We start from the raw sequence: 25148 nt of genomic DNA, 5'->3' as shown, positions 1-25148 counted from the left end.
TTTACATTCAAAATTAACTGTTATATACTATGTGAAAATCAGAGGAGAAAGGGAGTAAGTATTATGAATATCGTGCAATCTATTACAATGCTTACACAACTACATCATCATACATGAAACCCTTGAACCTAGCGTGAAAACGTGTAGGTACAAGGGTTATTCCCGTTGTACCTACACTCTACTGAAGAGCCTTGTAGGTATTTTGTCTACAAGGCTCTTTTTATTTTCGGCTTAGGTGAATGAAATAGGCATACATTAGAAGGGGAAAGGTGTGAAAATTTAGATGACAAAATGGAAACGGGCAAATCCAAATGGAACGAGAGATTATTTATTCGAAGAATGTACGTTAATTGAAGAAGTAGAACAAAAATTAAGGCTTACTTTTTTAGAGAGAGGTTATGAAGAAATAAGAACACCTACAATTGAATTTTATGACGTTTTTGCATTTCAAAATAGACCGATAGATGAAGAGAAGATGTATAAATTTTTTGATGAAAAGGGAAGGATTATCGTTTTACGTCCAGATATGACAATTCCTTTAGCGAGAGTTATTGGAACACAGAGATGGGATACGCCACTTAAAGTGACGTATAGCGGGAATGTATTTCGAGCGAATGAATCCCATTCTGGAAAATATAATGAAATCGTACAAAGTGGTATTGAAGTTATCGGGATTGATAATGTAAGAGCTGAAATTGAATGTGTAATAAGTGTCATTCAAGCACTTCAAAAGTTGAAGGTGCAATCTTTTACAATTGAGATTGGGCAAGTACAGTTATATAAATGTATTGTAAAAAAACTCTCCATCCATGATGAAGAAGAAAGGGTACTTAGAACGTACATAGAAAGTAAAAATTATGCAGCCCTCTCAAATTTTATCGGAGAAAAGAAATTAAATCGATGCGATGAGACAGTAAGGTTACTTGAGAAATTGCCAAGGCTATTTGGAAATTTAGAAGTTATTGAGGAAGCAGAAAAGCTTGCTTCAAGTAATGAAATGAAAATGGCAATTGCAAGAATAAAAGAAATGTATGAAACAATTGAAACGTTAGGATATGGTTCTTACATATCAATTGATTTGGGCATGATTCAACACTTAGATTACTATACGGGTGTTATTTTCAAAGGATATATATATGAAATTGGAGAAGAAATCGTTAGTGGCGGAAGATACGATGAGCTAATTGGCAATTTTGGAGAAATGCTGCCAGCTGTTGGACTCGCGGTACAAGTAAATCAAATTGTGAAGGCGCTGCAAGAGCAGCAAGAACCATATGAACGAAATCAAATTGATATTGTGATTCATTATGAGTTAAATAGATTAGCGGAAGCAGAAAGGCTACGAAATTTACTTCGAAAGGATGGGAAAAATGCTTGGTTATCTCTATTCTCTAATTTAAGCGATACCCTTCAATTCGCAAGAAAAAATAAAATAGGAACGGTCGTTGAGGCAAAGAATGAATACTTAGTGGAATATGTATGGAATGAGAAATGGGTAGTCCAGAAAGAAGGAGAGGCTTCATGCGTAACATTCAAATTGCGTTAACGAAAGGAAGATTAGAAAAACATGTCATTCCACTTTTTGAGCAGATTGGAATTGATTGTTCCGAGCTCAAAAATAAAGGTCGGAAGCTTGTATTTCAAAGTAAAAATACAAATGTTTCATTTATTTTAGTAAAAGCGGTTGATGTTGCTACTTATGTAGAACATGGGGTAGCTGATATTGGCATCGTTGGAAAAGATATTTTAATGGAAAACGAGAAAGATATTTATGAAATGCTGGATTTAGGAGTGGGGATTTGTAAGTTTTGTGTTGCTTCTATTCCTACGTATAATCCGAAGAGTTACCGGAAGAAAAGAATCGCTACGAAATACCCACATATTACTTCTACTTATTTTCATGATAAGGGAGAGGATGTAGAAATTATTAAAATAGAAGGTTCTGTAGAAATCGCTCCTCTTCTTGGATTGGCAGATGCGATTGTAGATATTGTTGAAACAGGAAAAACATTACAAGAGAATGGACTCATTGTATTTGAGGAAATGTACTTTATATCGGCTCGGATGATTGTAAATAAGGCAGCCTTAAAAACTAAAAAAGACGAAATATTCAGCATTATAAATATGATGGAGCAAGAAATCTTATCAGGGAAATAGGAGGATTTAAAATGGAAATCATTTATGAAGACTTTAAGGAGGCATTATCTAAAATAAAAGTGCTAAGAGAAAACGCTAATATAATAGAAGAAACTGTTCAAAGAAGTGTAAGAGAAATCATTAGACATGTAAGGGAAGGGAATGATGAGGCTTTATCTTTCTATACAAAAAAGTTTGATGGTGTAGAGATGAAAGATTTTCGTGTAAGTGAAGAAGAAATACAGCAAGCGAGTATGTTTGTAGAGAATTCATTTTTAGAAGCTTTAAAAGAGGCGAAGAAAAACATTGTTTCGTATCACGAAAAACAAAAGAAGTATTCAATCTTCGATTGTGAAAGTAAAGGCATAATTAGAGGGCAGCTTATTCGGCCATTAGAAAATGTAGGTGTATATGTACCAGGTGGGACAGCTTCATATCCTTCTTCAGTATTAATGAATGTATTGCCGGCGAAACTTGCAGGTGTGAAAAAAATTGTAATGGTAACACCGCCGAGGAAAGGTGGAATTGATCCTCATATATTAGCTGCTGCAAATCTTGCGGGAGTAGATGAAATTTATACGATAGGTGGCGCACAAGCAATTGCTGCTTTAGCATACGGGACGGAATCGATTCCGAAAGTGGATAAAATAGTTGGACCGGGAAATTTGTACGTCGCTCTAGCGAAACGAGAAGTATACGGGATAGTAAATATCGATATGATTGCTGGTCCATCAGAAATTGTAGTTGTCGCGGATGAAACAGGTAATGCAAAATATATCGCAGCGGATTTATTATCGCAAGCAGAGCATGATGAGAGAGCAACGGCGATTTGTATTACAACGAATATGGAACTAGCTAAAGAAGTAGAAAAAGAGGTAGAAAGACAGTTAGAAACGTTACCAAGAAGTGAAATTGCACGTGAATCAATAAATAGAAATGGAGCCATCTTTATCGTTGCTTCTTTAGAGGAGGCACTAAAGTTATCAAATAAAATTGCTCCAGAACATTTAGAGTTACATATAAAAGAACCGATGAATGCTCTAGATTATGTGAAACATGCAGGCTCTATTTTCCTTGGGCCATATGCACCTGAACCGCTCGGGGATTATTTGGCGGGACCGAATCATGTATTACCAACGAGCGGAACGGCAAGATTTTTTTCTCCGTTATCAGTCGATGATTTTGTGAAAAAATCAAGTTTTATTTCTTATACAGAGGAAGCATTAAAAAATGTACAGCATCATATTGTAGAGCTTGCAAATAAAGAAGGGTTACATGCACATGCGAGAGCAATCCAAATAAGGTTTGAGGAGGAAAAATAATGCGTCAGTCCAGTCAAGCACGTGAGACGACAGAAACAAAAATTAAATTAAGTTTGCAGCTTGATGAAAGTACGAGTGTATCTATTCAAACGGGGGTTGGTTTTTTCGATCATATGCTGACTTTATTTGCTAGACATGGAAGATTTGGATTGCAAGTTGAGGCAGAAGGTGATGTATTTGTCGATGCACATCACACCGTTGAAGATGTTGGAATTGTACTCGGAAATTGCTTGAAAGAAGCATTGCAAAATAAAGAAGGAATTAATCGTTACGGTTCCGCGTATGTACCGATGGATGAATCTTTAGGATTTGTTGCAATTGATATAAGTGGACGCTCATATTGTGTATTTCAAGGGGAATTAACAAATCCGAAGCTCGGGGATTTTGATACAGAATTGACGGAAGAATTTTTTAGAGCAGTTGCACATGCTGCCAATATTACATTACATGCGCGCGTTCTATACGGAAGTAATACACATCACAAAATTGAAGCATTATTTAAAGCTTTTGGTAGAGCGCTTAGAGAAGCGGTCGAAAAAAATGCCAACATTACTGGTGTAAATTCAACGAAAGGGATGTTGTAATTGATTGCCATTATAGATTATGGAATGGGGAATATTCGCAGTGTAGAGCAAGCATTAAAATATATTGAGGCAGAGTACATTGTAACGAGTGATAAAGAAGAGATATTGAGAAGCGATGGCGTGATTCTACCGGGAGTAGGTGCATTTCCGAAAGCGATGGAAGTATTAAAAGAAAGAGATTTAGTGTGTGTACTAAAAGAAGTTTGTGACATAGGAAAACCACTCCTCGGTATATGTTTGGGCATGCAACTTTTATTTGAACGAAGTGAGGAACTAAAAGATTGTAGCGGGTTAGGTTTACTACCAGGTGAAATTCGGAAGTTAAAAGTTTCGTATAAAATTCCTCATATGGGATGGAATGAATTAAGGAAGGAAAGAGAATTTCCGCTTTGGAATGGATTAGTGGATGGTTCTTTCGTGTATTATGTTCACTCATATTACGCGGATTGTCCAGATGAAATTGTATGCGGAGTAAGTGATTATGGAATGCAAATACCAGGGTTTGTCGCGAAAGGAAATGTATTTGGTGCACAGTTTCATCCAGAAAAAAGTGGCGAAATTGGCATGCAAATATTAAAAAATTTTCAAGGAGTGGTAGAAGCATGGAAATCTTCCCAGCTATCGATTTAAAAGAAGGGCGATGCGTTAGACTTTATCAAGGAGAGTTTAGTAAAGAAACGGTGATGAATGAAGATCCGGTAGCGCAGGCGATCATATTTGAAAAGCTTGGAGCGGAAATACTACACATTGTTGATTTAGACGGTGCAATTGCTGGCGAGTCGTTAAATTTGCCCGTCATTGAAAAAATCTGCAAGGCGGTACGTATTCCTGTGCAAGTGGGAGGAGGAATTCGTTCACTTGTAACGGTGGAGAAGTTATTGTCAGCAGGTGTAGAAAAAGTGATTTTAGGAACAGCAGCTCTTTATGATAATTCATTTTTAGAGGAAGCAGTTCGTCTATATAAAGAGAAAATCATTGTTGGAATTGATGCGAAAAATGGTTTCGTAGCAACGAGAGGTTGGCTTGATCTGTCTGAAATTTCTTACGTTAGTTTAGCGAAACAAATGGAAAGTTTAGGTGTTCAAACGATTGTGTTTACAGACATTTCGAAAGACGGGACGCTTACAGGTCCAAATTTTGAACAATTAGCGATACTTCAAAAAAGTGTGGGCATTCGTCTCATCGCCTCTGGAGGAGTGGCATCTATTCAAGATGTGAAAAAGTTAAATGATATGAATATATATGGTGTCATAATTGGAAAGGCGCTTTACGAGAAAACGATTGATTTAGAAGAAGTGTTACAGGTAACGAAGTTATGTTAGCGAAACGAATCATTCCATGTCTAGATGTGAAAGAAGGGCGAGTCGTAAAGGGTGTAAATTTTATAGGATTACAAGATGTCGGTAATCCGGTTGAAATAGCTGAAGCATATAACGAGGCAGGGGCAGATGAAATCGTATTTTTAGATATTACAGCGACTCATGAAGGAAGAAAAACGATTATAGATGTTGTAGAAAAAACAGCAGCTAAAGTATTTATTCCTCTTACGGTTGGCGGGGGGATTTCAAGTGTGAAAGATATGTACAATTTACTAAGAGCTGGAGCAGACAAAGTTTCAATAAACTCAGCGGCAGTGCGAAACCCGAAGCTTATAGAAGAAGGGGCAGAACACTTTGGATCACAATGTATTGTCGTGGCAATTGATGCTAGAAAAGTAGCAGAAGGTAAATGGAACGTATACGTCAACGGCGGAAGAGTTGACACAGGAATGGATGCCATAGAATGGGCGAAGCGTGTTGTTAAACTTGGGGCAGGTGAAATTTTGTTAACGAGTATGGATGCAGATGGAACGAAAAGCGGATATGACCTTCGTTTAACAGAAGAAATTTCAAAAAGTGTTTCCATTCCAGTCATCGCATCAGGGGGCTGTGGTCATACGGATCACATTATAGAAGTTTTTCAAAAGACAACAGTTGATGCAGCGTTAGCGGCATCCATCTTTCATTATGGTGAGGCGACAGTGCAGAGTGTAAAGCGAAAATTAAGAGATGCAAATGTTGAGGTGCGGTTATGAAACCTAATTTTTCAAAAGGATTAATACCAGCAATTGTCATCGAAGAAGGTACGAAAGAAGTTTTAATGCTAGCTTATATGAATGAAGAAGCATATGAAAAAACGTTAGAGACGAAAAGAACATGGTTTTATTCTCGTTCGAGGCAGTCGTTATGGAATAAGGGGGAAACATCAGGGAATCTTCAATATGTGCAATCTTTATATTTAGATTGTGATCAAGATTCAATTGTTGTGAATGTGAAACAAGTAGGACCTGCTTGTCATACGGGAGAGAAGACATGTTTTCACTATCAAATTATATAGGGGGATACATATGGAAAATGCCTTTAAGTTGCTGTATAAAACAATTGAAGAACGAAAGGAAAGCCCACTTCCTGAATCGTATACAAATTATTTATTTTCAAAAGGAGAAGATAAAATTTTAAAGAAAATTGGTGAAGAGTGTGCTGAAGTAATTATCGCATGTAAAAATAATGATAAAGAAGAAGTAGTGAAAGAAATGGTTGATGTATTTTATCACTGTTTCGTTTTATTAGCTGAAAAAAATATTACATTGGAAGATGTCATGCGAGAGGTGAAAGAACGAAATGGAAAGCTTTCGAGAGTTGGGGATAGAAGGGAAATAGATACATTATAAGGGGGAATGTATATGAAAGTAGATTATCATCTTCACTTAGAAGAAGGACCGTATTCAATAGGATGGCTTGCTAAAATAAATGAAGCGCTGGAACGTTATGAACCGCTTCAAGAAAGGCATTCTATTGATTGGCTTATGAAAACACAAGAGCGTTTGCAAAAGCGTGTGAAGGAAGGGCCATTTACAACAGAATGGATGGACCTCTATTTAGAAGAAGCTGTGCGAAAAGGTATAACAGAAGTTGGGATTGTTGATCATTTATATCGTTTTCATGAAGCGAAAGGATATTATGAAAAATATGTAGATATTAGTGATTCTAAGCTCGGTCGTATACAGAAGGAATGGTTAGATCAAGTAAGGGTAGTTTCACTGTATGATTTTACAAAGGTCATTGAAGAGGCGAAAGAACGATGGAGTAAAAGAGGTGTCACACTTAAACTTGGAATTGAAGCGGATTATTTTATTGGTTGTGAAGGAGAGTTAAAAGAATTATTAGCGCTAGGAGACTTTGATTATATAATTGGTTCCGTTCATTTTTTAAATGGCTGGGGATTTGATAATCCAGATACGAAAGAATATTTTGAGAAGCATGACCTACGCGCATTATATGATATGTTTTTTAAAACAGTTGAGAGTGCGATTCGTACCGAGTTATTTGATATTATCGCTCATCTTGATAATATAAAGGTATTTAATTATCGATTGGATGAGAATGAACAGCTTTCTTATTATGAGGAAATTGCCTGTGCGTTAGTAGAAACGAATACGGCAACAGAAATAAATGCAGGATTATACTATCGTTATCCTGTTCGTGAAATGTGCCCAAGTCCACTATATTTACAAGTATTAGCTAAGTATGGTGTTCCAATTACGATTTCTTCGGATGCCCATTATCCAAATGATTTAGGGAATTATGTACAAGAAAATGTACAAACATTACTAGCTCACGGTGTTACTCAGGTTGCAACATTTACGAAGCGAGCAAGAGTAATGAGGTCGCTTGAAGAAGAAGTAATAAATTCAAAATGAAATGCAATTTTTTGATGAAAACCGTCCTTTTTGTTCAAAATAAGAAAGAATGAAAAGGAGGGTAAGAAATGGCGAAACAACAAAATAAACAAAATGTACAAGGTGCACAGCAACAAGCTTATACTTCTGAAACGAATGCTGCATCTCAATCGGTTATTGAGGAGCAAATTAGCGATACGGTTGCAGAAGGAACGATTGATGTGAAGCTTGGAAAAGAATCGCAGGAAAAAGCGTAAGAAAAGGGGAGAGTTGCATCTCCTCTTTTTTCATGGAAAAGTGTCGATTTTTAAAACTATAATCAAATTCCTTGGTTTTTATATGCGGATTTCTTACAATGAAATATAAGAGATATCTTATTTTCTATAGAAGAGGTGTTAGTAGTGGCAAAAATATTAGTAGCGGGAAAAATTCCGGAAATTGGATTAGAACTATTAAAAGATCATGATGTAGAAATGTACGATAAAGAGGAGTTAATTTCTATAGATGAATTAACAGAGCGTGTAAAAGATAAAGATGCATTGTTAAGTTTACTTTCGACAAAGGTGCCAAAAGAAGTTATTGGTGCAGCGCCTCATTTAAAGATTGTTGCAAACTATGGTGCTGGTTACGACAATATTGATTACAAGTATGCGGGCGAAAAAGGAATTGCAGTTACGAATACACCGAAAGTATCAACGGAAGCGACTGCAGAATTAACATTTGCACTTCTTTTAGCAGCGGCGCGTAGAATTCCTGAAGGGGATACGTTATGTCGTACGACTGGATTTAACGGATGGGCACCGTTATTTTTCTTAGGACGAGAAGTTTATGGTAAGACAATCGGAATTATAGGTCTTGGAGAAATCGGGAAGGCTGTTGCAAAACGTGCGAAAGCATTTGGAATGGATGTTTTATATACAGGGCCAAATCGTAAGCTTGAAGCTGAAAGTGAGCTGGGGGCAACGTATGTGATGTTGGAAGAATTATTACAAACAGCAGACTTTATTACAATTAACTGTGCTTATAATCCAAAATTACATCATATGATTGATGAAGAGCAGTTTAAAATGATGAAGAAAACAGCGTATATTGTAAATGCTTCACGTGGGCCAATTATGAATGAAGCAGCACTTGCTCATGCATTAAAAACGAATGAAATTGAAGGAGCAGCTCTTGACGTGTTTGAATTTGAACCGAAAATTACAGAAGAGCTAAAAGAATTAAAGAATGTAGTACTTGCTCCACACGTAGGGAATGCAACATTTGAAACTCGTGATGCGATGGCTGAAATGGCTGTCAGAAATATTTTAGCTGTATTAAACGGTGAAGAGCCAGTAACACCTGTAAATCAAAAGGTATTAGTTACAAAATAAAAAGAAACCTTCCGGACTCGGAAGGTTTTCTTATTTTTCTTTATTCGCTTTTTTAGACGGTCTTTGTCTAATGAATTGAGATAACATGTACAAAATATATAGTGGAATGGCAATAAATAAGAAAACAGAAAAATTTCCAAATCCTGTTTGATACATTGTAATAATGATTCCAACTAAAAATAGTGTAATAATGATGCTATATCGTGGAATTGGTACATCTTTTAAACTTGGGATACGAATGCGGCTCACCATTAAAAATGCGAACGTTACAAATACGGTAATAAGAACGATTTTTGGAATGGTATGTGAAAATAATGTTAAGAAAGCAACAAGCCCTCCCGCTGCTGTAATCGGTACTCCAGTGAAATATTTCATTGAAGTAGAAGATGGTGTTACATTAAATCGTGCTAAACGATATGCTCCGAAAAGAGGGAATAATCCCGCTATGTATAATCCGATGATTCCGTAGTTTGAGAAAGATGTGTAATACATTAAAACAGCTGGTGCTGCACCAAATGTTACGACATCTGCAAGCGAGTCGAGCTCTTTTCCCATTTGTGAATCAACACGTAATAAACGAGCAACACGACCATCAAGACTATCTAACATCATCCCGATAAGTACTAAAATAGCAGCTGATTTATAATATCCTAAAGATGCATAGCCGATTGATAAAAATCCGCTATATAAATTTCCGAGCGTAAATAAGTTTGGAATAGCTGCTCTATACAAAATCTGATCCCTTGCTTTCTGTAATAAATTCTTAATTAGTGTATGAAAGTTTACTTATTTTATCATACCATAAATTTATTCCTCATACGAAAGAAATTACCAATTTGTGAAAGATTTCATAGAAGGATGGTTTGAAAATTAAGTGAAAATAAAAAGAGGAAGCAACTTGTATAAAGTTGCTTCCTTTACTATTCAAATTTCGTTGTCATCGTTCCAGTTTTATATCGATTATTAGGATCGAAGCGTAATAAATCTCCATAAATTAATTTATCGGAGAGTTTTAATTCTGTTTTTGCTTTTTCAATATACGGCTGGCATAGCGTCATGTCAGCTTCTTCACCCGTACTTCTTTTGTAGCACATATTTTTTGTATAAACATACTCTTCAGAAACAAAGCTACCATCACGCATTACCATAAGCGGGTCTTTCTCTTTAATAAATAAGTCAGTTCCAAATTCAACGGATTTATTTGTTTTAATACCAAGTAAATGAAGGAGCGTTGGCTTAATATCAATTTGACCGGATACTTTAGAAACAACTTTTCCTTCTTGGCCAGGCACATGAATAATAAGAGGGACTCGTTGTAATTGCATAGAATCGAATGGTGTAATAGTATCTTTTCCTAGGAACTGTGCCATAGCTGCGTTATGGTTTTCGGAAATACCGTAATGATCACCATAGATGACAATAACGGAATTATCATACAATCCTTCTTCTTTTAATTGTTTAATAAATAATTTAAGAGCTTCATCTGTGTAACGAACAGTTGGGAAGTAGCGGTTTACAACACCACTTTCCGAGTTGAATTCATCAACATATTGATCTTCCGGATTTAGAAGAAATGGAAAATGATTTGTTAATGTAATAAATTTTGTATAGAACGGTTGCGGTAAAGATTTTAACTTTGGAATAGATTGTTCAAAGAACTCTTTATCTTTTAATCCCCAACCGACAGACATTTGCTCCGTTCCTGCGTAATCATTTAAATTAAAGTAACGATCATATCCAAGCGCAGGATACATTACATCCCGATTCCAAAACGTTTTATCATTTGAATGGAAGACGGCAGAAGAATATCCGTATTTCTTTAATTGTTCTGGTGTCGCTGTGTATTCATTTGTTGCATGAGTAAAGAATACAGAACCACGATCTAGCGGATAAAGTGAGTTTTCAACGATAAATTCAGCATCAGAAGTTTTACCTTGTCCAGTTTGATGATAGAAGTTATCGAAATAGAAACTATCCTTAATAAACTCATTTAAAAATGGTGTAATTTCTTTTCCATTTATTTTTTTATTAATAACAAAGCTTTGTGTAGATTCCATTGAAATTAAAATTACATTTTTACCTTTTGCAGCTCCAAATAAGTTTTTATCAACTTGTTTGTCTTTTGAGTCTGTATAGTTTTTAATTTCAGAAAACCCATCCCCACTTGCAAATACACGCTCAGCTGAGGACTTGGATTGAAGCGTAATATCAAATAGATGATATGTGTATAAACCTAAATTCTTCACGACAGTTTGACGGTCAAATGAGCGTGAGAACATTTGTGGTTTATAAATAACTGATACAACAATTTGTAGTGCTAATAAAGCTGTTACACCGCTAAAGAAAGTTCGCTTCTCTGAGCGGGAAAGTGGTGTTTTGTCGCCAAATGATGGGAATTTACGCGAAATAAACATTAAAATAATTGCATCTGCAAATAAAAGTAATGTTTTGTACGTAAAGAGTTCTTTTATACTTGTCCCTAAATCAGCCATATTGTTTGTTTGGAATAAAACTGGGAAAGTAACGAAATCGTTATAGAACCCATAAAACATTGCGTTTCCAAATAAAATAAATGACAGTATAAAACTGATTCCAATTATAATTCGGTTTCGGTGCTTAGATGCAAGTAAAGCTAAGCCGAAAAATAAAAGTAACGCAGCTAGTGGATTGATAAAAAGCATGAATTCTTCAAAGAAATTATCAATTTTAATATCAAATGCTAGCTTGTACACAATATATGTTTTAATCCATAGTAAAACGACTGCAACGAGTGCAAATCGCAGTTTTGGAAACAGATGTTGTAGCATAATATACTCCTCTCCTAAAAAGCATGACAGTTCTTGAGAGTCAGTTTGCTTAACGACTCATTTTATATATACGAACAGTCCTTTGTTATTATGATTATTATACTATGAGTATCATTATACGAAAATAAAAGAAGGTTGTGGGCTTTTTTATAATAATCGAGTAGAAAAAGAGTGGTGGGAGACAATAAAACAGAATTTCTATGTATGATAATTATCGTACGCAGAAAGAATCGCGTGATAATACGGAGGTTATAATGCGAAAATTATTATATTTTATAGCATGCAGTAGTGTTATACTTTTTACTTCACCGAGTGTGTCGGTAGCCCAATATGATGCACCTCTTATGGAAGATGCACTTTATTCTGTTTTATTTCCAAAAATAAATAAAGCAATTGAAAAACAATATGGAAGTTTGAAACCTTATCAATGTCCTAAAATTATTAGTTTAAAAAAAGTGTATAGCGGTACATATTTATTTCAAGCAAGTATTGAAGTGACAAAGTATGAACGTGTTGCTGGGAAAATTGCTCCACCATTTGAGAAGGTAACGATTACATTTAATAACGAAGAAGGCGAATGGGAAGTAACAAAGGTATTAGTAAAGCGCTTACCAGACGATACGAAATTAAACTGCAAAAAAACAATATAAAAAATTGTTTGACAAATAAAATGGTCCTTTGGTATTGTTAATAGCAACAATTAGATGTTTGAAAATTAAATAGACTTACCTCATCTACTCTCAAAGGTAGAGGCCGCGATAGGAAAGAGTAAGCTATGGGAGATTTAATGGAATCTGTGATCATAGGTTGAAAGGGACTATTGCCGAAATATAAGAATAACCATCTTATTCATATATTGGGACTGCATTGAATAAATGTAGTACTGTCATAAGATTTATTTTATGGAGAGCTATTTGGAGATGTTGATGCGGTTTCTTATTTTGAGGAGATAACAACTCGTTTATTTTTTCAATATATATTTTTCCTAATAAGAAACGCGTGTGAACATTGTTCCGCGCGTTTTTTGTCTATCTAAAAGCGTGCTGCAATGAATAGAAGATTGGGGTTATGAGTTTTAGAGGAAATAAGGGAGGAATTTAAATGTATTTACACGGCACAAGCCGAATTAATGGGCAAGGACACTTAGAAATTGGAGGGTGCGATACGACGCAGCTAGCAAAGCAATACGGAACACCACTTTATGTATACGATGAAGAGTCTATTCGAGGAAAATGCCGAGCATTTCATCGTGCTTTTAAAGAAAGTGGTTTCTCTTATCAAGTAGCATATGCAAGCAAGGCGTTCTTGTGCATGGAGATGTGCCGAGTAGCTCGTGAAGAGAATATGTCATTAGACGTTGTCTCTGGGGGAGAATTATATACTGCGCTCCAAGCAGGATTTCCGGCATCACGTATTCATTTTCATGGAAATAATAAAACAGAAGAAGAAATAGTGATGGCTCTTCAGGCGAATATCGGTTGTTTTGTCGTAGATAATTTCTTTGAATTAGAAGTTTTACACGATTTAGCGATGCAACATGGAAAGTTTGTGAACATATTAATTCGTGTAACGCCTGGAGTAGAGGCGCACACACATGAATATATTACGACAGGCCAAGATGATTCGAAATTTGGATTTGGCGTTTCAAACGGTCAAGCGATGCAGGCAATTAGATTTGCTTTACAAAAATCCAATTATAATGTGCTAGGGATCCATTCACATATTGGATCGCAAATATTTGAAACAGCTGGTTTTGTTCGAGCGATTGAAGTTCTTCGCCAATTTTTAGTAGAAGTGAGAGAGCAAACAAACTATGTAGTAAAAGTGTTAAATGTAGGCGGGGGATTTGGAATACGCTACACAGAGTCAGATACACCATTAACTCTTGAGACATATGTGCGAGCTGTAACAAGTGCAGTGAGAGAACAATTTACTGTATGTGAATATCCATTGCCAGAAATATGGATTGAACCAGGACGTAGCATTGTAGGTGATGCTGGGACAACAATTTATACAGTTGGATCTGTGAAAGATATTCCTGGTATTCGGAAATATGTATCAGTCGATGGTGGAATGACAGATAATTTAAGACCTGCTTTATATAGCGCGCGTTATGAAGCGATGTTAGCGAATCGAGGGAATGATGAGAATGAGGAACTCGTTTCGATTGCCGGGAAATGCTGTGAGAGTGGAGACATGTTGATTTGGGATATTCATTTACCAAAAGTCGCTTCTTCTGATTTACTAGCAGTTTCCTGTACAGGAGCATACGGGTACTCGATGGCGAATAATTACAATCGGATTCGAAGACCAGCCGTTGTCTTTGCAAAAGGCGGAACATCGCAAGTAGTTGTGGAACGCGAAACATATGAAAATATTATTGGGAACGATCGCATACGTATTAAAGAGCTTGTCTAAATAGAAAAAGGGGTTGTTCGGATGGGCAATTCCTTTTTTGTAAAAATAAAATAATTAAAATATATCGGAAAACTAGGATTGAAAAAAATCAGAATTATGATAAAATACAAATACAAAGCTTATCAAGAGAAGCGGAGGGAACTGGCCCGAAGAAGCTCGGCAACCTGCTTATAGAAAGCAAGGTGCTAAATCCAGCAAAATGGAATCCATTTTGAAAGATAAGGTAAAATATATTACCGAACAGTCTTTTCGAAATGGGAAAGATTTTTTTTATGAATAAAAAGGGGGGCTGTTCGCGTGGGTGTACGGGAACATTTTGATGAAGTATCCGAGAAGATTGAAGCGATGCTTGCTGATATGAAATATGGTTCAATTACAATTGTTGTGCAAGATGGAAAAGTAATTCAGTTAGAGAAAAGTGAAAAAGTACGTTTAAAGTGAAAAGCGCTGACTAGAAAAACTAGAGGCGGTTTTAACCTATTTTCATTAGGTTAAAACCGTCTTTTTGCTTTTACAGGGGGAAAAAACATGTTGACGTATGAAACGTGGGAAGAAAATGTTGTTTCGTTTTCGGAAGAAGATGAAACAAAAGGCGCGCTATCAGTATTAAAGTGGGCTTATAAAGAATATAAAGATGAAATCGTCTACGCATGTAGCTTTGGGGTGGAAGGTATGGTATTGCTGCACCTTATAAACCAAGTAAATCCATCTGCTAAAGTTGTATTTTTGGATACAAATGTTCATTTTCAAGAAACATATGAATTAATTCAAAAAGTGCGGAGGCGATTTCCTTCATTAAATATTATAGAAAAACAACCGGAACTTACGCTTGATGAACAAGAGAAGTTGCATGGTGAGAAATTATGGGAAAGTAATCCGAATCTTTGTTGTAAGATTAGAAAAATTTTACCGTTAGAAAAATCAGTAGCAGCGGAAAAAGCGTGGATATCGGGCTTAAGAAGGGAACAATCAGAAACACGTAAGCATACAAAGTTTATAAATCAAGATCATCGTTTTCAATCTATTAAAGTTTGTCCACTCATTCATTGGACGTGGAAAGAAGTTTGGCGATATGTATACAAACATAGCTTGCCGTATAACCCGTTGCATGATGTTGGCTATCCAAGTATTGGGTGTGAGAAATGTACGTTACCTGTAGGGGATGGTGGCGATTCAAGAGATGGTAGATGGGCTGGGAAAGTGAAAACCGAATGTGGTCTTCATTACCAATAAGATGAATCTTGAAATAAAGCTAAGAGAGGATATAGAAAAATGAGCATAGTAAACGAATTAGTAAACCGTATAGATGAGACATATGACGTATCACAAATTGAAAAAGAAATTAAATTAGACAATATTGCGTTAAGTGATTTAGAACTATTGGCGACAGGTGGATATAGCCCCCTTACTGGTTTTTTAGGGAAGGAAGATTATGATTCAGTTGTAGAAACGCTTCGTTTAGCAAATGGTAGTGTGTGGAGTATACCGATTACATTACCGGTAACAGAAAAAGTCGCAGAAAGCCTGAAGGTTGGAGAGGAAGTAAAGCTTGTCAACAATGGAAATATATACGGTGTCATTCAAATAGAAGATATTTTTGTACCAGATAAAGAAAAAGAAGCGTTACTTGTATATAAAACAACGGATGAGGCTCATCCAGGAGTGAAAAAATTATATGAACGACCAAACGTTTACGTTGGAGGAACTATTATTCTAACAAAACGCTTTGAAAATAATCAATTTCCTTCTTATCATTTAGACCCAATTGAAACGAGGGAAGCATTTAAAAAACGTGGGTGGAAAACAGTGGTCGGATTTCAAACGAGAAACCCGGTACATCGTGCCCATGAGTATATTCAAAAATCTGCTCTTGAAATTGTAGATGGTCTCTTTTTAAATCCGCTCGTCGGAGAAACGAAATCGGATGATATTCCTGCTGATGTAAGAATGGAAAGCTATGAAGTACTTCTTCAAAAATATTATCCGAAAAATCGTGTCTTTTTAAGTGTATTTCCTGCTGCCATGCGTTACGCAGGACCAAGGGAAGCGATATTTCATGCGTTAGTAAGAAAGAATTTTGGATGTACCCACTTTATAGTAGGGCGTGATCATGCTGGAGTAGGAGATTATTACGGAACGTATGAAGCGCAAGAAATCTTCACAAATTTTACGATAGAAGAGTTAGGAATTACACCACTATTCTTTGAACATAGTTTTTACTGCACGAAATGTGAAGCGATGGCTTCAACGAAAACATGTCCGCACGGAAAAGAAGATCATGTTATTTTATCGGGTACGAAAGTAAGAGAATTATTAAGAAACGGTGAGATTCCGCCAAGTACATTTAGTCGTAAAGAAGTAGTGGAAGTGCTAATTAAAGGCTTGAAAAAAGAAGTAGTAACAGAATAGGGAGAGAACGAGATGGATACGAATATTACTTGGCATACAGCTTCGGTTTCAAAAGATGAGAGAAGAGTGAAGAATGGACATCATAGTTTTGTAATTTGGTTTACTGGTTTATCAGCTTCGGGTAAATCTACAGTAGCGAATGCGGTCGCTCGTAAACTGTTTGAAAAGAATATTGGAAATTATGTGCTGGATGGGGATAACATTCGCCACGGTTTAAATAAAGACTTAGGATTTTCTGAAAGTGATCGCATGGAAAATATAAGACGTATTGGCGAAGTGGCAAAGTTATTTGTAGATCAAGGAGCAGTTGTCCTTACAGCATTTATTTCACCATTTCGAGTAGACCGCAAACAAGTAAGAGATTTATTAGCGGCAGATGAATTTATTGAAATTTTTGTGAAGTGTCCGATTGAAGAGTGTGAGAAACGTGATCCGAAAGGACTTTATAAAAAGGCAAGAAAAGGTGATATTAAGGATTTCACAGGTATTGATTCGCCTTATGAAGAGCCAGAGCAAGCGGAATTAATTGTAGAAACGCATAAATATTCTATTGAAGAATGTGCAGAACAAATCGTGAAGTACTTACAAGAGCGTAGTTTTATATAGGGGGATAAACAATGAGTTATGAAAAAGTATGGGCTAACAATGAAAAATTAAATCAGACCGAGAAAAATAAATTAGAAAAAGATGGCTTAGAAATTTTTAATGATATTCCTTACTATGCGGAAAATGGTTTCGAATCTATTCCGAAAGAAGAGTGGGATGCCTTTAAATGGGCAGGCTTGTATTTACAAAGACCGAAAGAAGCTGGTTATTTTATGATGCGGGTAAATATTCCGTCAGGGATTATTACAAATGCACAGGCAGAAGTACTTGCTTCTATCGCTGAAGATTATGGACGTGATGTAATAGATATTACGACGAGACAGGCGATTCAGTTTCACTGGTTAGAAATTCAGCAAATTCCAGATATTTTTAAAAGGTTAGCAAGAGTTGGGTTATCTTCAGCTGGAGCGTGTGGTGATATAACGCGTAATATTACAGGTAATCCGCTTGCTGGCATTGATGCAAATGAACTATTTGATACAACGCATATTGTAAAAGAAGTATATGATTACTTCCAACATAATGAAGAGTTTTCTAACTTGCCACGTAAATTTAAAATGTCTATTAGTTCTAATATTTATAATTCAGCAAACGCAGAGATTAACTGTGTTGCATTTACACCTGCTACGAAAGAAATAGATGGTGAGAAAAAAGTTGGTTTTCATATAAAAGTAGGTGGAGGATTATCAGCCCGTCCGTATTTAGCTGAGGAATTAGATGTATTCGTTTTACCAGAAGAAGTGAAGGCGGTGGCGATTGCAATTGCTACTATATTCCGTGATTTTGGATATCGTGAGAAACGTCATTTAGCGCGTTTGAAATTTCTTATTGCGGACTGGGGAGCAGAGAAATTTAAAGAGAAACTAATAGAGTATACAGGGCCTTTACAAAGTAAAGGGGAAAGTGCACTCAAAGGATGGAATGCAGGCTATTTTTATGGTGTTCAAGACCAAAAACAAAAGGGATTAAAATATGTAGGTTTTAATGTACCGGTAGGTCGTTTACATGCAGAAGAAATGTTTGAGGTTGCAAGAATCGCAAAGCAATATGGAAATGGACAAATTCGTACATGTAACTCGCAAAACTTCATTATTCCGAACGTTCCTCCGGAAAATGTAAAAGGATTACTTAGTGAACCGCTGTTTGAAGCGATATCTGCTAGCCCGAAATCATTTATTGGTCATGCGGTTTCATGTACCGGTATTGAATATTGTAATCTTGCACTAGTAGAAACGAAAGAAAGATTACGTCAAATTGCAGAATACTTAGATACACAAATTGCACTCGATGTTCCAGTTCGAATTCATATGGTAGGCTGCCCGAATTCATGTGGTCAACGTCAAATTGCTGACATTGGGTTACAAGGGGTGAAAATGAAAACGAAGGAAAAAGGCATTGTTGAAGCGTTTGAAATATACGTAGGTGGAACATTGTTAGATGGCGGTGCCTACAATCAAAAGTTAAAAGGAAAAATAGATGGCGAGGATCTACCTGATGTACTCGCATCATTTATAAGTTATTTCAAAGAGAATAAATTACCAGTCGAGACATTTTATGATTTTGTAGGTCGTGTTGGTGTAGATACATTACAAATAGCGTTAAATAACGTGTTAGAAGAAGTCATAGCGTCTTAGGAGGGACGATATGGATTTATATCGATTTGAAGCTGTATTAGTGAGTGATATTGTTCCGATAGTTGTTGTTGCTCAAAGTGAAGAACAGGCATTTAAGCTTGCGGAGATTGAGCTTGAAAAGCATTTTTTACCGTTGCCAGAGGTAAAAGAGATTTCTTTGTTTGAAAAAAAGAAGATTCGAAAAGGTGCGGCATTTGTTATTCATGAGTAGAGATCAGTAATACGAAAAAATAAAAACTTCCATTCTTATATACGAATGGAAGTTTCATTTTAATAGAAGAAATGAGGAGAGATGATGGGAAAGGTTTATATTGTTGGAGCGGGTCCTGGCGATCCAGATTTAATTACTGTTAAAGGGTTGAAATGTATTGAGAAGGCAGATGTTATTTTATACGACCGACTTGTGAATAAAGAGCTGCTTTCACACGCAAAGCCTGACGCGGATTTAATTTATTGTGGAAAACTCCCGAATTATCACACGATGAAGCAAGAGACAATTAACACGTTTCTTATTAAGTATGCGAAAAAAGGAAAAGTTGTAACGAGGCTTAAGGGCGGCGATCCATTTGTGTTTGGTAGAGGGGGAGAAGAAGCTGAAGCATTAGCAAAGCAAGGTGTACCATTTGAAATCATTCCTGGTATTTCAGCTGGAATAGCTGCTCCTGCTTATGCGGGCATTCCAGTGACGCACCGTGATGCAAGTGCAAGTTTTGCTATTGTGACTGGGCATAGGAAAGAAGGTGCTGAAGAAGTGAAATGGGAGAGTTTAGCGAAAGGTGTAGAGACTTTAGCGGTATATATGGGGATTAGTAATTTGCCCTACATATGTGAGCAACTTATGAAGCATGGAAAAGATAAAAGTACGCCAGCTGCTATTATTGAGCAGGGGACGACGTCTATGCAACGCACAGTTGTTGGAACGTTAGGGACAATTGTAGATGTTGCGAAAAAAGAGCAAATTCAAAATCCGAGTATGATTGTAATTGGAGAGGTTGTCCGTTTTAGAGAAAAAATTCATTGGTTTGAGAAGCAGACAGAAAATGCTTATCAAGTAAGTGGAGTGTTGTAAAATGAAAGCCGTCTTATATATATGTCATGGAAGTCGTTTGAAGACAGCGAAAGAAGAGGCGATTCAATTTATTACATCGTGTATGAGCCGTATAGAAGCGACTATTCAAGAAGTTTGTTTTTTAGAGTTAGCGAATCCTTCTATTGAAGATGGTTTTCGTACATGTGTGAAGCGTGGGGCCACTGAGATTATTGCTATCCCTGTTTTTTTATTAGCGGCAGGGCATGTAAAAAAAGATATCCCTTTTGAATTGGAAAAGTTAACTAATCAATTTTCGGATGTTAAAGTGACCTATGGTAATCCGTTTGGTGTATCAAAAACACTTGTTAAATCGGTGTATAGCGGAAGTGGCATCGAACAGGAAGATAAAAATGAAGTGACGTTACTTCTTGTTGCAAGAGGGAGCAGTGATCCTGAAGTATTAAGAGATATAAACTGGATTGCTTCTTTATTTCAAACAAAAGAGAAGGTTAAAAAAGTAGAAGTTTGTTATTTAGCGGCTGCAGAGCCAAAATTTGAGGAGAAGTTAAAGGAAGTTGTAGAACAAAAAGAAAAGAACATCGTTGTACTGCCTTACTTGTTATTTACAGGTTTACTTATGAAACATATTGAGAAAGAAGTGCGCCAATATGAATTGGGAGAGATAAAAATCAGTCCATATTTAGGGAAGAATGAAGCGTTTCAAGATATGTTAATTCAGAAAACGACGGAGTTATTGAAAGGAGATCAGTATGTATCCACTTACAGTGCGAGTTAATGAGAAACGCGTTGTTGTTATTGGTGGGGGAAAAGTTGCAGGATTTAAAATTATTCCTTTACTCAAACAGGGTGCGGATATAGTTGTGATAAGTCCAGAATTAGATGCGAATTTAGTAAAACTTGTGGAAGAAAAGAAAATTCGTTGGTATCAAAGAGAATATGAGAAAAGTGATATTAAAAGTGCTTTTTTAGTTGTTGCAGCGAGTAGTGATTCAATATTAAATGAACAAGTTGCTGAAGATGCCGCCGAGAATCAATTAGTAAATGTTATTACAAATCCGGAAAGTGGTAATGTTCATTTTCCGGCAGCAATTCATCGTGGTTTACTTAATATAGCAGTTTCTACTGGGGGAGCGAGCCCTAAGCTCGCAAAAAAAATTCGAGATGATATTGCAAATAAATATGATGAGACATATAAATCCTATTTAGATTTTTTATATGAAGTAAGGTTGAAGTTAAAAGATTTACAGTTAGAAAAGAGGGCACGAAATATATTGCTCCAAGAAGTGTTAAAATCAGTATATGTGCAAAACGAGGGGAAAAGAGAAAGTTTTTTACGAGAATTAGAGGAAAAGATTTTAAAATAATAAAAGATAAAGTGAGCTTTACAAATATAAAAATATAATTTATAATCACAAGTAACTTCAATAGATAAAATCGATGAGCAAGAAGAGTACGTATATTTGATGCGTTCAGAGAGCTGGGGTTAGGTGGGAGCCCGGTACGATAAAATATACAGAATGGGCTTGCGAGAGGTATGTTGAACATTGTAGTAGGCAACCCGGGTTCCGCCGTTAAAAGGATAGAGTATCGGAATTATTCCTGTACTTGAACAAGTGGGATTTATCAATCCAATTGAGGTGGTACCACGGTATTTATATTACATATATCGTCCTCTACATGCATATTTGCGTGTAGGGGACTTTTTTATTTTCTAAAGGAGGTGTGCGAGTATGAAATGAAAGTGTATAATTAACAAAAATTTAAATATTCAGAAAAGGAGAATTTATGATGAAAGAAACACAGCAATGGACGTCGAAAATAGGCTTTGTACTCGCAGCAGCCGGAGCCGCAGTAGGTCTTGGTGCGATATGGAAATTTCCATATGTTGCAGGTAATGGCGGGGGAGGCGCATTCTTCCTTGTATTTTTACTATTAACTTTATTTATAGGTATGCCTCTTCTAATAGCGGAGTTTGTTATTGGACGTAGCACGCAAAAAGAGGCGGTTACAGCTTATAAAGTACTAGTGCCAAATAGCAAATTATATCCTTGGATTGGTCGTATGGGAGTTGTTACTTGTTTTAGTGTACTATCTTTTTATAGTGTTGTAGGTGGATGGATTTTACTTTATTTATATTATAGTGTGACAGGAAGTTTCTGGAATGGAGCAGCTGATTATGGACAATTGTTCGGTGAAACGATTTCAAATCCATTAAGCGCGATTGGAGCACAATTTATCTTTATGCTTTGTACGATTTTTGTTGTAAGTAAAGGTGTAGAGAAAGGTATAGAAAAGGCAAGTAAGTACATGATGCCGCTATTATTTATTTTATTTATTGCGATTATTGTTCGTGCGCTAACACTCGATGGTGCTTTTGCTGGAGTAGAGTTCTTCTTAAAGCCAGATTTTTCAAAGCTTACAGCAGATACGATTTTATATGCGATGGGACAATCTTTCTTCTCGCTAACTGTAGGTGCCTCGGTAATGGTAACGTATAGTTCGTATTTAAAGAAAGAAGAACATTTAGCGAAATCAGCAACATCTATTGTAAGTTTAACGGTTTTTGTTACAGTACTTGCAGGATTAGCAATTTTCCCAGCGATTTTTGCGTTGGGAGTTAAACCGACTGAAGGACCAGGACTACTGTTTATCGTCCTTCCAGCAGTATTTGCAAAAATACCATTTGGTCAATTTTTCTTTATTATGTTTTTAATTTTATTCTTCTTTGCGACTTTAACATCAGCAATTTCAATGCTTGAAATTGTAGTAGCATCTGTTGCGAAAGGTAATGAGAAGAAGCGTCCATCAGCATCATTATTAATTGGCATTCTTATTTTTGCAGTCGGTATTCCATCGGCGTTATCATTTGGGATTATGAGTGACGTGAAAATATTTGGGAAAACATTCTTTGATTTAGTCGACTTTTCGGTCAGTAACGTATTGCTGCCGTTAGGAGTACTAGCTATTTCATTATTTGTACCAAATAAAATGAGTAAAGAGTTATTGATGAAAGAATTAGAAGTGACGGAAACGAAGGGGAAAACGTTATTTAACATTTGGTTCTTCTTACTTCGTTATGTTATTCCGGTAACTGTAATAATTGTATTTTTAAATGCGATAGGTGTATTTAAAATGTTTGCATAAAAAAAGGCGGGGATCTCCCGTCTTTTTTTATGTGGATGTTGATGAGTGTAATAAACGATTATATGCTTTATAGGCTGTAGTGACTGCAAGGAATGAACCGATTAAAAATAATACTGAGCCGCCAAATGTAAATATCCGGCCAATATACGTCTCTCTAGCTTCTTCTATTTTTTGTTGTAATTGCGTATTCATATTGATCACCCCGTAAACTATAGGCATTTAGTTATAGTCTATGTAGAATGCCTATATTGTGTGAAGTGTAAATAAAAAACCTCGGTAGGCACCGAGGTTTTTTATAATCCGATATAAGGAGATGGGTCAACTGCGTTTGTCTTGCCGACATTCCATTCTCCAAGATGAAGTTCGAAGTGTAAATGTTGTCCGTATGATTGGCCCGTGTTCCCCATAAATCCAAGCTGATCGCCTTGTTTTACAGTTTGTCCATTCGATACAGAACGGCTATTCATATGAGCATATACTGTCGTATATGTTTTTCCGTTTATACGGTGAGATAAATACACTACGTTTCCGTAACTAGATGATAATTCTGAACGAATAACAACGCCATCTGCAGCGGCGATAATTGGAACCGTTCCCGAAGCAGCGATGTCAATTCCTTTATGGTTATCTAAAGAACGTACACCAAATCCGGAAGTTTTTGATCCAGCTGCTGGTTTGATAAAGCCACCGATATTTGTATCATGTGGTGTTGGGGCCGCTTGAGTTGCTTGAGCAGATTTAGTAGCTTGTTGTTTGCGAGCCTCTTCTGCCTGGCGAGCTTCTTCCGCTTTACGAGCTTCTTCGGCCCGTTTTTCTTCTTCAATTGCTTTTTGAACAGCTTGACGTTGATTTTCTAAAATGCCTTTGGATTCTTCTAATCCTTCAATCTCTGAATCTACTTTTGCTACTTTCGTATGTAGATCGTTAATAAGAGTTTGTTGCTGTTGTTGGTTATTTTGTAATTCTTGCTGTTTTTGTTCTAGTTTTTGCTCAGATTCTTTCAGTTGTTGTTCTTTTTTCTCAACAGCCTCTTTTTCTGACGTTACAGCATTTTGATCAGATGTTTGTTTTTTTACAATATCTGTATCGTTGTTTAATATTAAACTTACGGAGTACATATTATCAACAAGATCGGCAATATTTGAAGAATTTGTTAGTACCTCTGTAATGATATTTGTACGAGGTTTTTCTTGCATAGATTGTAATCGTTGTTTAATAACTTCCTGACGTGTATCTATGTTTGTTTGTAATTGTTCTATATGTTTCTTTTTGTCAGCAATTACTTGTTGAGTTTTGCTAATTTCTTTTTTTGTATCGTTTAATTCAGCTTCGTTTTTATTAATAGAAGTAGTTAATTCATCAATTTTCTTCTGTAATTCTTGAATTTCTTTTTCTATTTGTTCTTTCTCGACTGATTTATTTTGTAAGTCACTTTGTTTGCCTTCTAATTCAGATTGAATGTTAGATAATTTATCTTGATTTGTTTCAGCGTATACGGGTGAAAGTAACGGGGAAGCAAAAATCGTTCCTGCTGCTAAAACACTAAACGCTGCAAATTTCTTTTTCATAGTTGTCTGACTCCTTTCTCTATGAATGTTATATATCATAAGAAGAAGGGTGTCTATCGTTGTAATCATAATGTAAAGAAAATTTTATAAAATTGCTAAGTTTTGTCGGAATTTATCATTTTTCAACTGTAATTGTCATAATGCTTACATTTTATTCATATGCACATAAAGGTAAATTTTGGGATTCATCTGTAAAATGAAGGAGGAAAGTAATCGTTTTTATGAGGTGAAATATTACTTGGAAAGCTAATAAAACACTAGTGAGGAATCGTTCTCATGTTAGGTTTTCTGACATGGGTCTGCTTTTTGTCAAGAAAATTATTTGTGTTCGGGCAAAGTTATTTTGTTGTCAGATTTAAATTTTTGATTTATGATTTT

At 36.0% G+C, this 25148-nt stretch carries 28 protein-coding genes, 2 riboswitches and 1 other annotated feature; of the genes, 24 read left to right on the top strand and 4 right to left on the bottom strand.

Features of this window, described 5'->3' with window-relative positions; translation table 11 throughout:
* Positions 1–283 precede the first annotated feature (283 nt).
* The 12 genes from ACQGSG_RS12270 (at position 284) to ACQGSG_RS12215 (ending at position 9133) form a co-directional block, all read left to right on the top strand.
* The gene (locus ACQGSG_RS12270) at positions 284–1546 is read left to right on the top strand and encodes an ATP phosphoribosyltransferase regulatory subunit (protein ID WP_016109652.1); all 1263 of its coding nucleotides are present in this window, start codon (positions 284–286) and stop codon (positions 1544–1546) included.
* Entirely contained in the window at positions 1522–2157 is a 636-nt protein-coding gene (gene hisG, locus ACQGSG_RS12265) for an ATP phosphoribosyltransferase (protein WP_001244493.1), read from the top strand. The genes ACQGSG_RS12270 and hisG overlap by 25 nt, the downstream gene beginning before the upstream one ends.
* Before the next feature lie 11 nt (positions 2158–2168).
* Positions 2169–3458, top strand: coding sequence for a histidinol dehydrogenase (gene hisD / locus ACQGSG_RS12260; RefSeq protein WP_000402913.1), 1290 nt, complete (start codon positions 2169–2171; stop codon positions 3456–3458).
* Positions 3458–4042: an imidazoleglycerol-phosphate dehydratase HisB gene (hisB, locus tag ACQGSG_RS12255; RefSeq protein ID WP_001249951.1), complete on the top strand. Its 585-nt coding sequence runs from the start codon at positions 3458–3460 to the stop codon at positions 4040–4042. The genes hisD and hisB overlap by 1 nt, the downstream gene beginning before the upstream one ends.
* Positions 4043–4672, top strand: a complete 630-nt coding sequence (gene hisH / locus ACQGSG_RS12250; protein ID WP_000560336.1) for an imidazole glycerol phosphate synthase subunit HisH — start codon at positions 4043–4045, stop codon at positions 4670–4672.
* Positions 4645–5364, top strand: a complete 720-nt coding sequence (gene hisA, locus ACQGSG_RS12245; RefSeq protein WP_000402299.1) for a 1-(5-phosphoribosyl)-5-[(5-phosphoribosylamino)methylideneamino]imidazole-4-carboxamide isomerase — start codon at positions 4645–4647, stop codon at positions 5362–5364. The genes hisH and hisA overlap by 28 nt, the downstream gene beginning before the upstream one ends.
* Positions 5358–6116: an imidazoleglycerol phosphate synthase cyclase subunit gene (gene hisF / locus ACQGSG_RS12240; protein WP_000880117.1), complete on the top strand. Its 759-nt coding sequence runs from the start codon at positions 5358–5360 to the stop codon at positions 6114–6116. The genes hisA and hisF overlap by 7 nt, the downstream gene beginning before the upstream one ends.
* Positions 6113–6418 (top strand): phosphoribosyl-AMP cyclohydrolase, encoded by a 306-nt coding sequence (hisI, locus tag ACQGSG_RS12235; protein WP_000803961.1) that lies wholly within the window; start codon positions 6113–6115, stop codon positions 6416–6418. Before hisF ends, hisI begins: the two co-directional genes overlap by 4 nt.
* Positions 6419–6428: 10 nt before the next feature.
* Entirely contained in the window at positions 6429–6752 is a 324-nt protein-coding gene (gene hisE, locus ACQGSG_RS12230; RefSeq protein WP_000426357.1) for a phosphoribosyl-ATP diphosphatase, read from the top strand.
* Between the two features lie 12 nt (positions 6753–6764).
* Positions 6765–7781 (top strand): histidinol phosphate phosphatase domain-containing protein, encoded by a 1017-nt coding sequence (locus tag ACQGSG_RS12225; protein ID WP_098207956.1) that lies wholly within the window; start codon positions 6765–6767, stop codon positions 7779–7781.
* A 68-nt stretch (positions 7782–7849) separates the two neighbouring features.
* Positions 7850–8017 (top strand): YozQ family protein, encoded by a 168-nt coding sequence (locus ACQGSG_RS12220; protein WP_001118878.1) that lies wholly within the window; start codon positions 7850–7852, stop codon positions 8015–8017.
* A gap of 144 nt (positions 8018–8161) precedes the next feature.
* Positions 8162–9133, top strand: a complete 972-nt coding sequence (locus ACQGSG_RS12215; RefSeq protein ID WP_325842216.1) for an NAD(P)-dependent oxidoreductase — start codon at positions 8162–8164, stop codon at positions 9131–9133.
* Positions 9134–9163: 30 nt separating this feature from the next.
* Here ACQGSG_RS12215 and pssA read toward each other — a convergent pair whose 3' ends face one another.
* Positions 9164–9865 carry a CDP-diacylglycerol--serine O-phosphatidyltransferase gene (pssA, locus tag ACQGSG_RS12210; protein ID WP_000285417.1) on the bottom strand — a complete coding sequence of 234 codons (702 nt, stop codon included), beginning with the start codon at positions 9863–9865 and terminating at the stop codon, positions 9164–9166.
* 188 nt (positions 9866–10053) lie between these two features.
* A complete protein-coding gene (locus tag ACQGSG_RS12205; protein ID WP_000939082.1) occupies positions 10054–11940 on the bottom strand; it encodes an LTA synthase family protein in 1887 nt (628 codons plus the stop codon).
* A 254-nt stretch (positions 11941–12194) separates the two neighbouring features.
* Here ACQGSG_RS12205 and ACQGSG_RS12200 point away from each other — a divergent pair, with 254 nt between their 5' ends.
* The 12 genes from ACQGSG_RS12200 to ACQGSG_RS12145 all read left to right on the top strand — a co-directional run bounded on the left by ACQGSG_RS12200 (position 12195) and on the right by ACQGSG_RS12145 (position 23202).
* Positions 12195–12590 carry a DUF3888 domain-containing protein gene (locus ACQGSG_RS12200; protein WP_001228824.1) on the top strand — a complete coding sequence of 132 codons (396 nt, stop codon included), beginning with the start codon at positions 12195–12197 and terminating at the stop codon, positions 12588–12590.
* A gap of 89 nt (positions 12591–12679) precedes the next feature.
* Positions 12680–12861, top strand: a riboswitch (Lysine riboswitch).
* A 180-nt stretch (positions 12862–13041) separates the two neighbouring features.
* Positions 13042–14358: a diaminopimelate decarboxylase gene (lysA, locus tag ACQGSG_RS12195; protein WP_000280649.1), complete on the top strand. Its 1317-nt coding sequence runs from the start codon at positions 13042–13044 to the stop codon at positions 14356–14358.
* A 116-nt stretch (positions 14359–14474) separates the two neighbouring features.
* Positions 14475–14583, top strand: a riboswitch (SAM riboswitch).
* Between the two features lie 72 nt (positions 14584–14655).
* On the top strand, positions 14656–14799 hold the full coding sequence (locus tag ACQGSG_RS12190; protein ID WP_000538896.1) for a YezD family protein: 144 nt from the start codon (positions 14656–14658) through the stop codon (positions 14797–14799).
* A gap of 87 nt (positions 14800–14886) precedes the next feature.
* Positions 14887–15591 (top strand): phosphoadenylyl-sulfate reductase, encoded by a 705-nt coding sequence (locus ACQGSG_RS12185; RefSeq protein WP_325842218.1) that lies wholly within the window; start codon positions 14887–14889, stop codon positions 15589–15591.
* A gap of 39 nt (positions 15592–15630) precedes the next feature.
* Positions 15631–16767: a sulfate adenylyltransferase gene (gene sat / locus ACQGSG_RS12180; RefSeq protein WP_000029494.1), complete on the top strand. Its 1137-nt coding sequence runs from the start codon at positions 15631–15633 to the stop codon at positions 16765–16767.
* Positions 16768–16779: 12 nt separating this feature from the next.
* Positions 16780–17373: an adenylyl-sulfate kinase gene (gene cysC / locus ACQGSG_RS12175; protein ID WP_000380499.1), complete on the top strand. Its 594-nt coding sequence runs from the start codon at positions 16780–16782 to the stop codon at positions 17371–17373.
* A gap of 11 nt (positions 17374–17384) precedes the next feature.
* The gene (locus ACQGSG_RS12170; RefSeq protein WP_325842219.1) at positions 17385–19007 is read left to right on the top strand and encodes a nitrite/sulfite reductase; all 1623 of its coding nucleotides are present in this window, start codon (positions 17385–17387) and stop codon (positions 19005–19007) included.
* 10 nt (positions 19008–19017) lie between these two features.
* Positions 19018–19218 (top strand): DUF3906 family protein, encoded by a 201-nt coding sequence (locus ACQGSG_RS12165; RefSeq protein WP_000366918.1) that lies wholly within the window; start codon positions 19018–19020, stop codon positions 19216–19218.
* An 84-nt stretch (positions 19219–19302) separates the two neighbouring features.
* On the top strand, positions 19303–20076 hold the full coding sequence (cobA, locus tag ACQGSG_RS12160) for a uroporphyrinogen-III C-methyltransferase (protein WP_325842220.1): 774 nt from the start codon (positions 19303–19305) through the stop codon (positions 20074–20076).
* A gap of 1 nt (position 20077) precedes the next feature.
* On the top strand, positions 20078–20833 hold the full coding sequence (locus ACQGSG_RS12155) for a sirohydrochlorin chelatase (protein WP_053512841.1): 756 nt from the start codon (positions 20078–20080) through the stop codon (positions 20831–20833).
* Positions 20808–21422, top strand: coding sequence for an NAD(P)-binding protein (locus ACQGSG_RS12150; protein WP_325842221.1), 615 nt, complete (start codon positions 20808–20810; stop codon positions 21420–21422). Before ACQGSG_RS12155 ends, ACQGSG_RS12150 begins: the two co-directional genes overlap by 26 nt.
* A 64-nt stretch (positions 21423–21486) precedes the next feature.
* Positions 21487–21735, top strand: a binding site (T-box leader).
* A gap of 111 nt (positions 21736–21846) precedes the next feature.
* Positions 21847–23202: a sodium-dependent transporter gene (locus ACQGSG_RS12145; RefSeq protein ID WP_000665430.1), complete on the top strand. Its 1356-nt coding sequence runs from the start codon at positions 21847–21849 to the stop codon at positions 23200–23202.
* Between the two features lie 27 nt (positions 23203–23229).
* On the opposite strand, the gene ACQGSG_RS12140 is transcribed toward ACQGSG_RS12145, so the two are convergent.
* Positions 23230–23394 (bottom strand): hypothetical protein, encoded by a 165-nt coding sequence (locus tag ACQGSG_RS12140; protein ID WP_001096002.1) that lies wholly within the window; start codon positions 23392–23394, stop codon positions 23230–23232.
* Between the two features lie 101 nt (positions 23395–23495).
* Positions 23496–24770, bottom strand: a complete 1275-nt coding sequence (locus ACQGSG_RS12135) for a murein hydrolase activator EnvC family protein (RefSeq protein ID WP_000726079.1) — start codon at positions 24768–24770, stop codon at positions 23496–23498.
* Positions 24771–25148: the final 378 nt, after the last annotated feature.

Source organism: Bacillus sp. GMa5/1, assembly GCF_050172015.1.
GTDB classification, from domain to species: Bacteria; Bacillota; Bacilli; order Bacillales; family Bacillaceae_G; genus Bacillus_A; species Bacillus_A cereus.
This window is presented reverse-complemented; position numbering and strand designations above follow the sequence as displayed.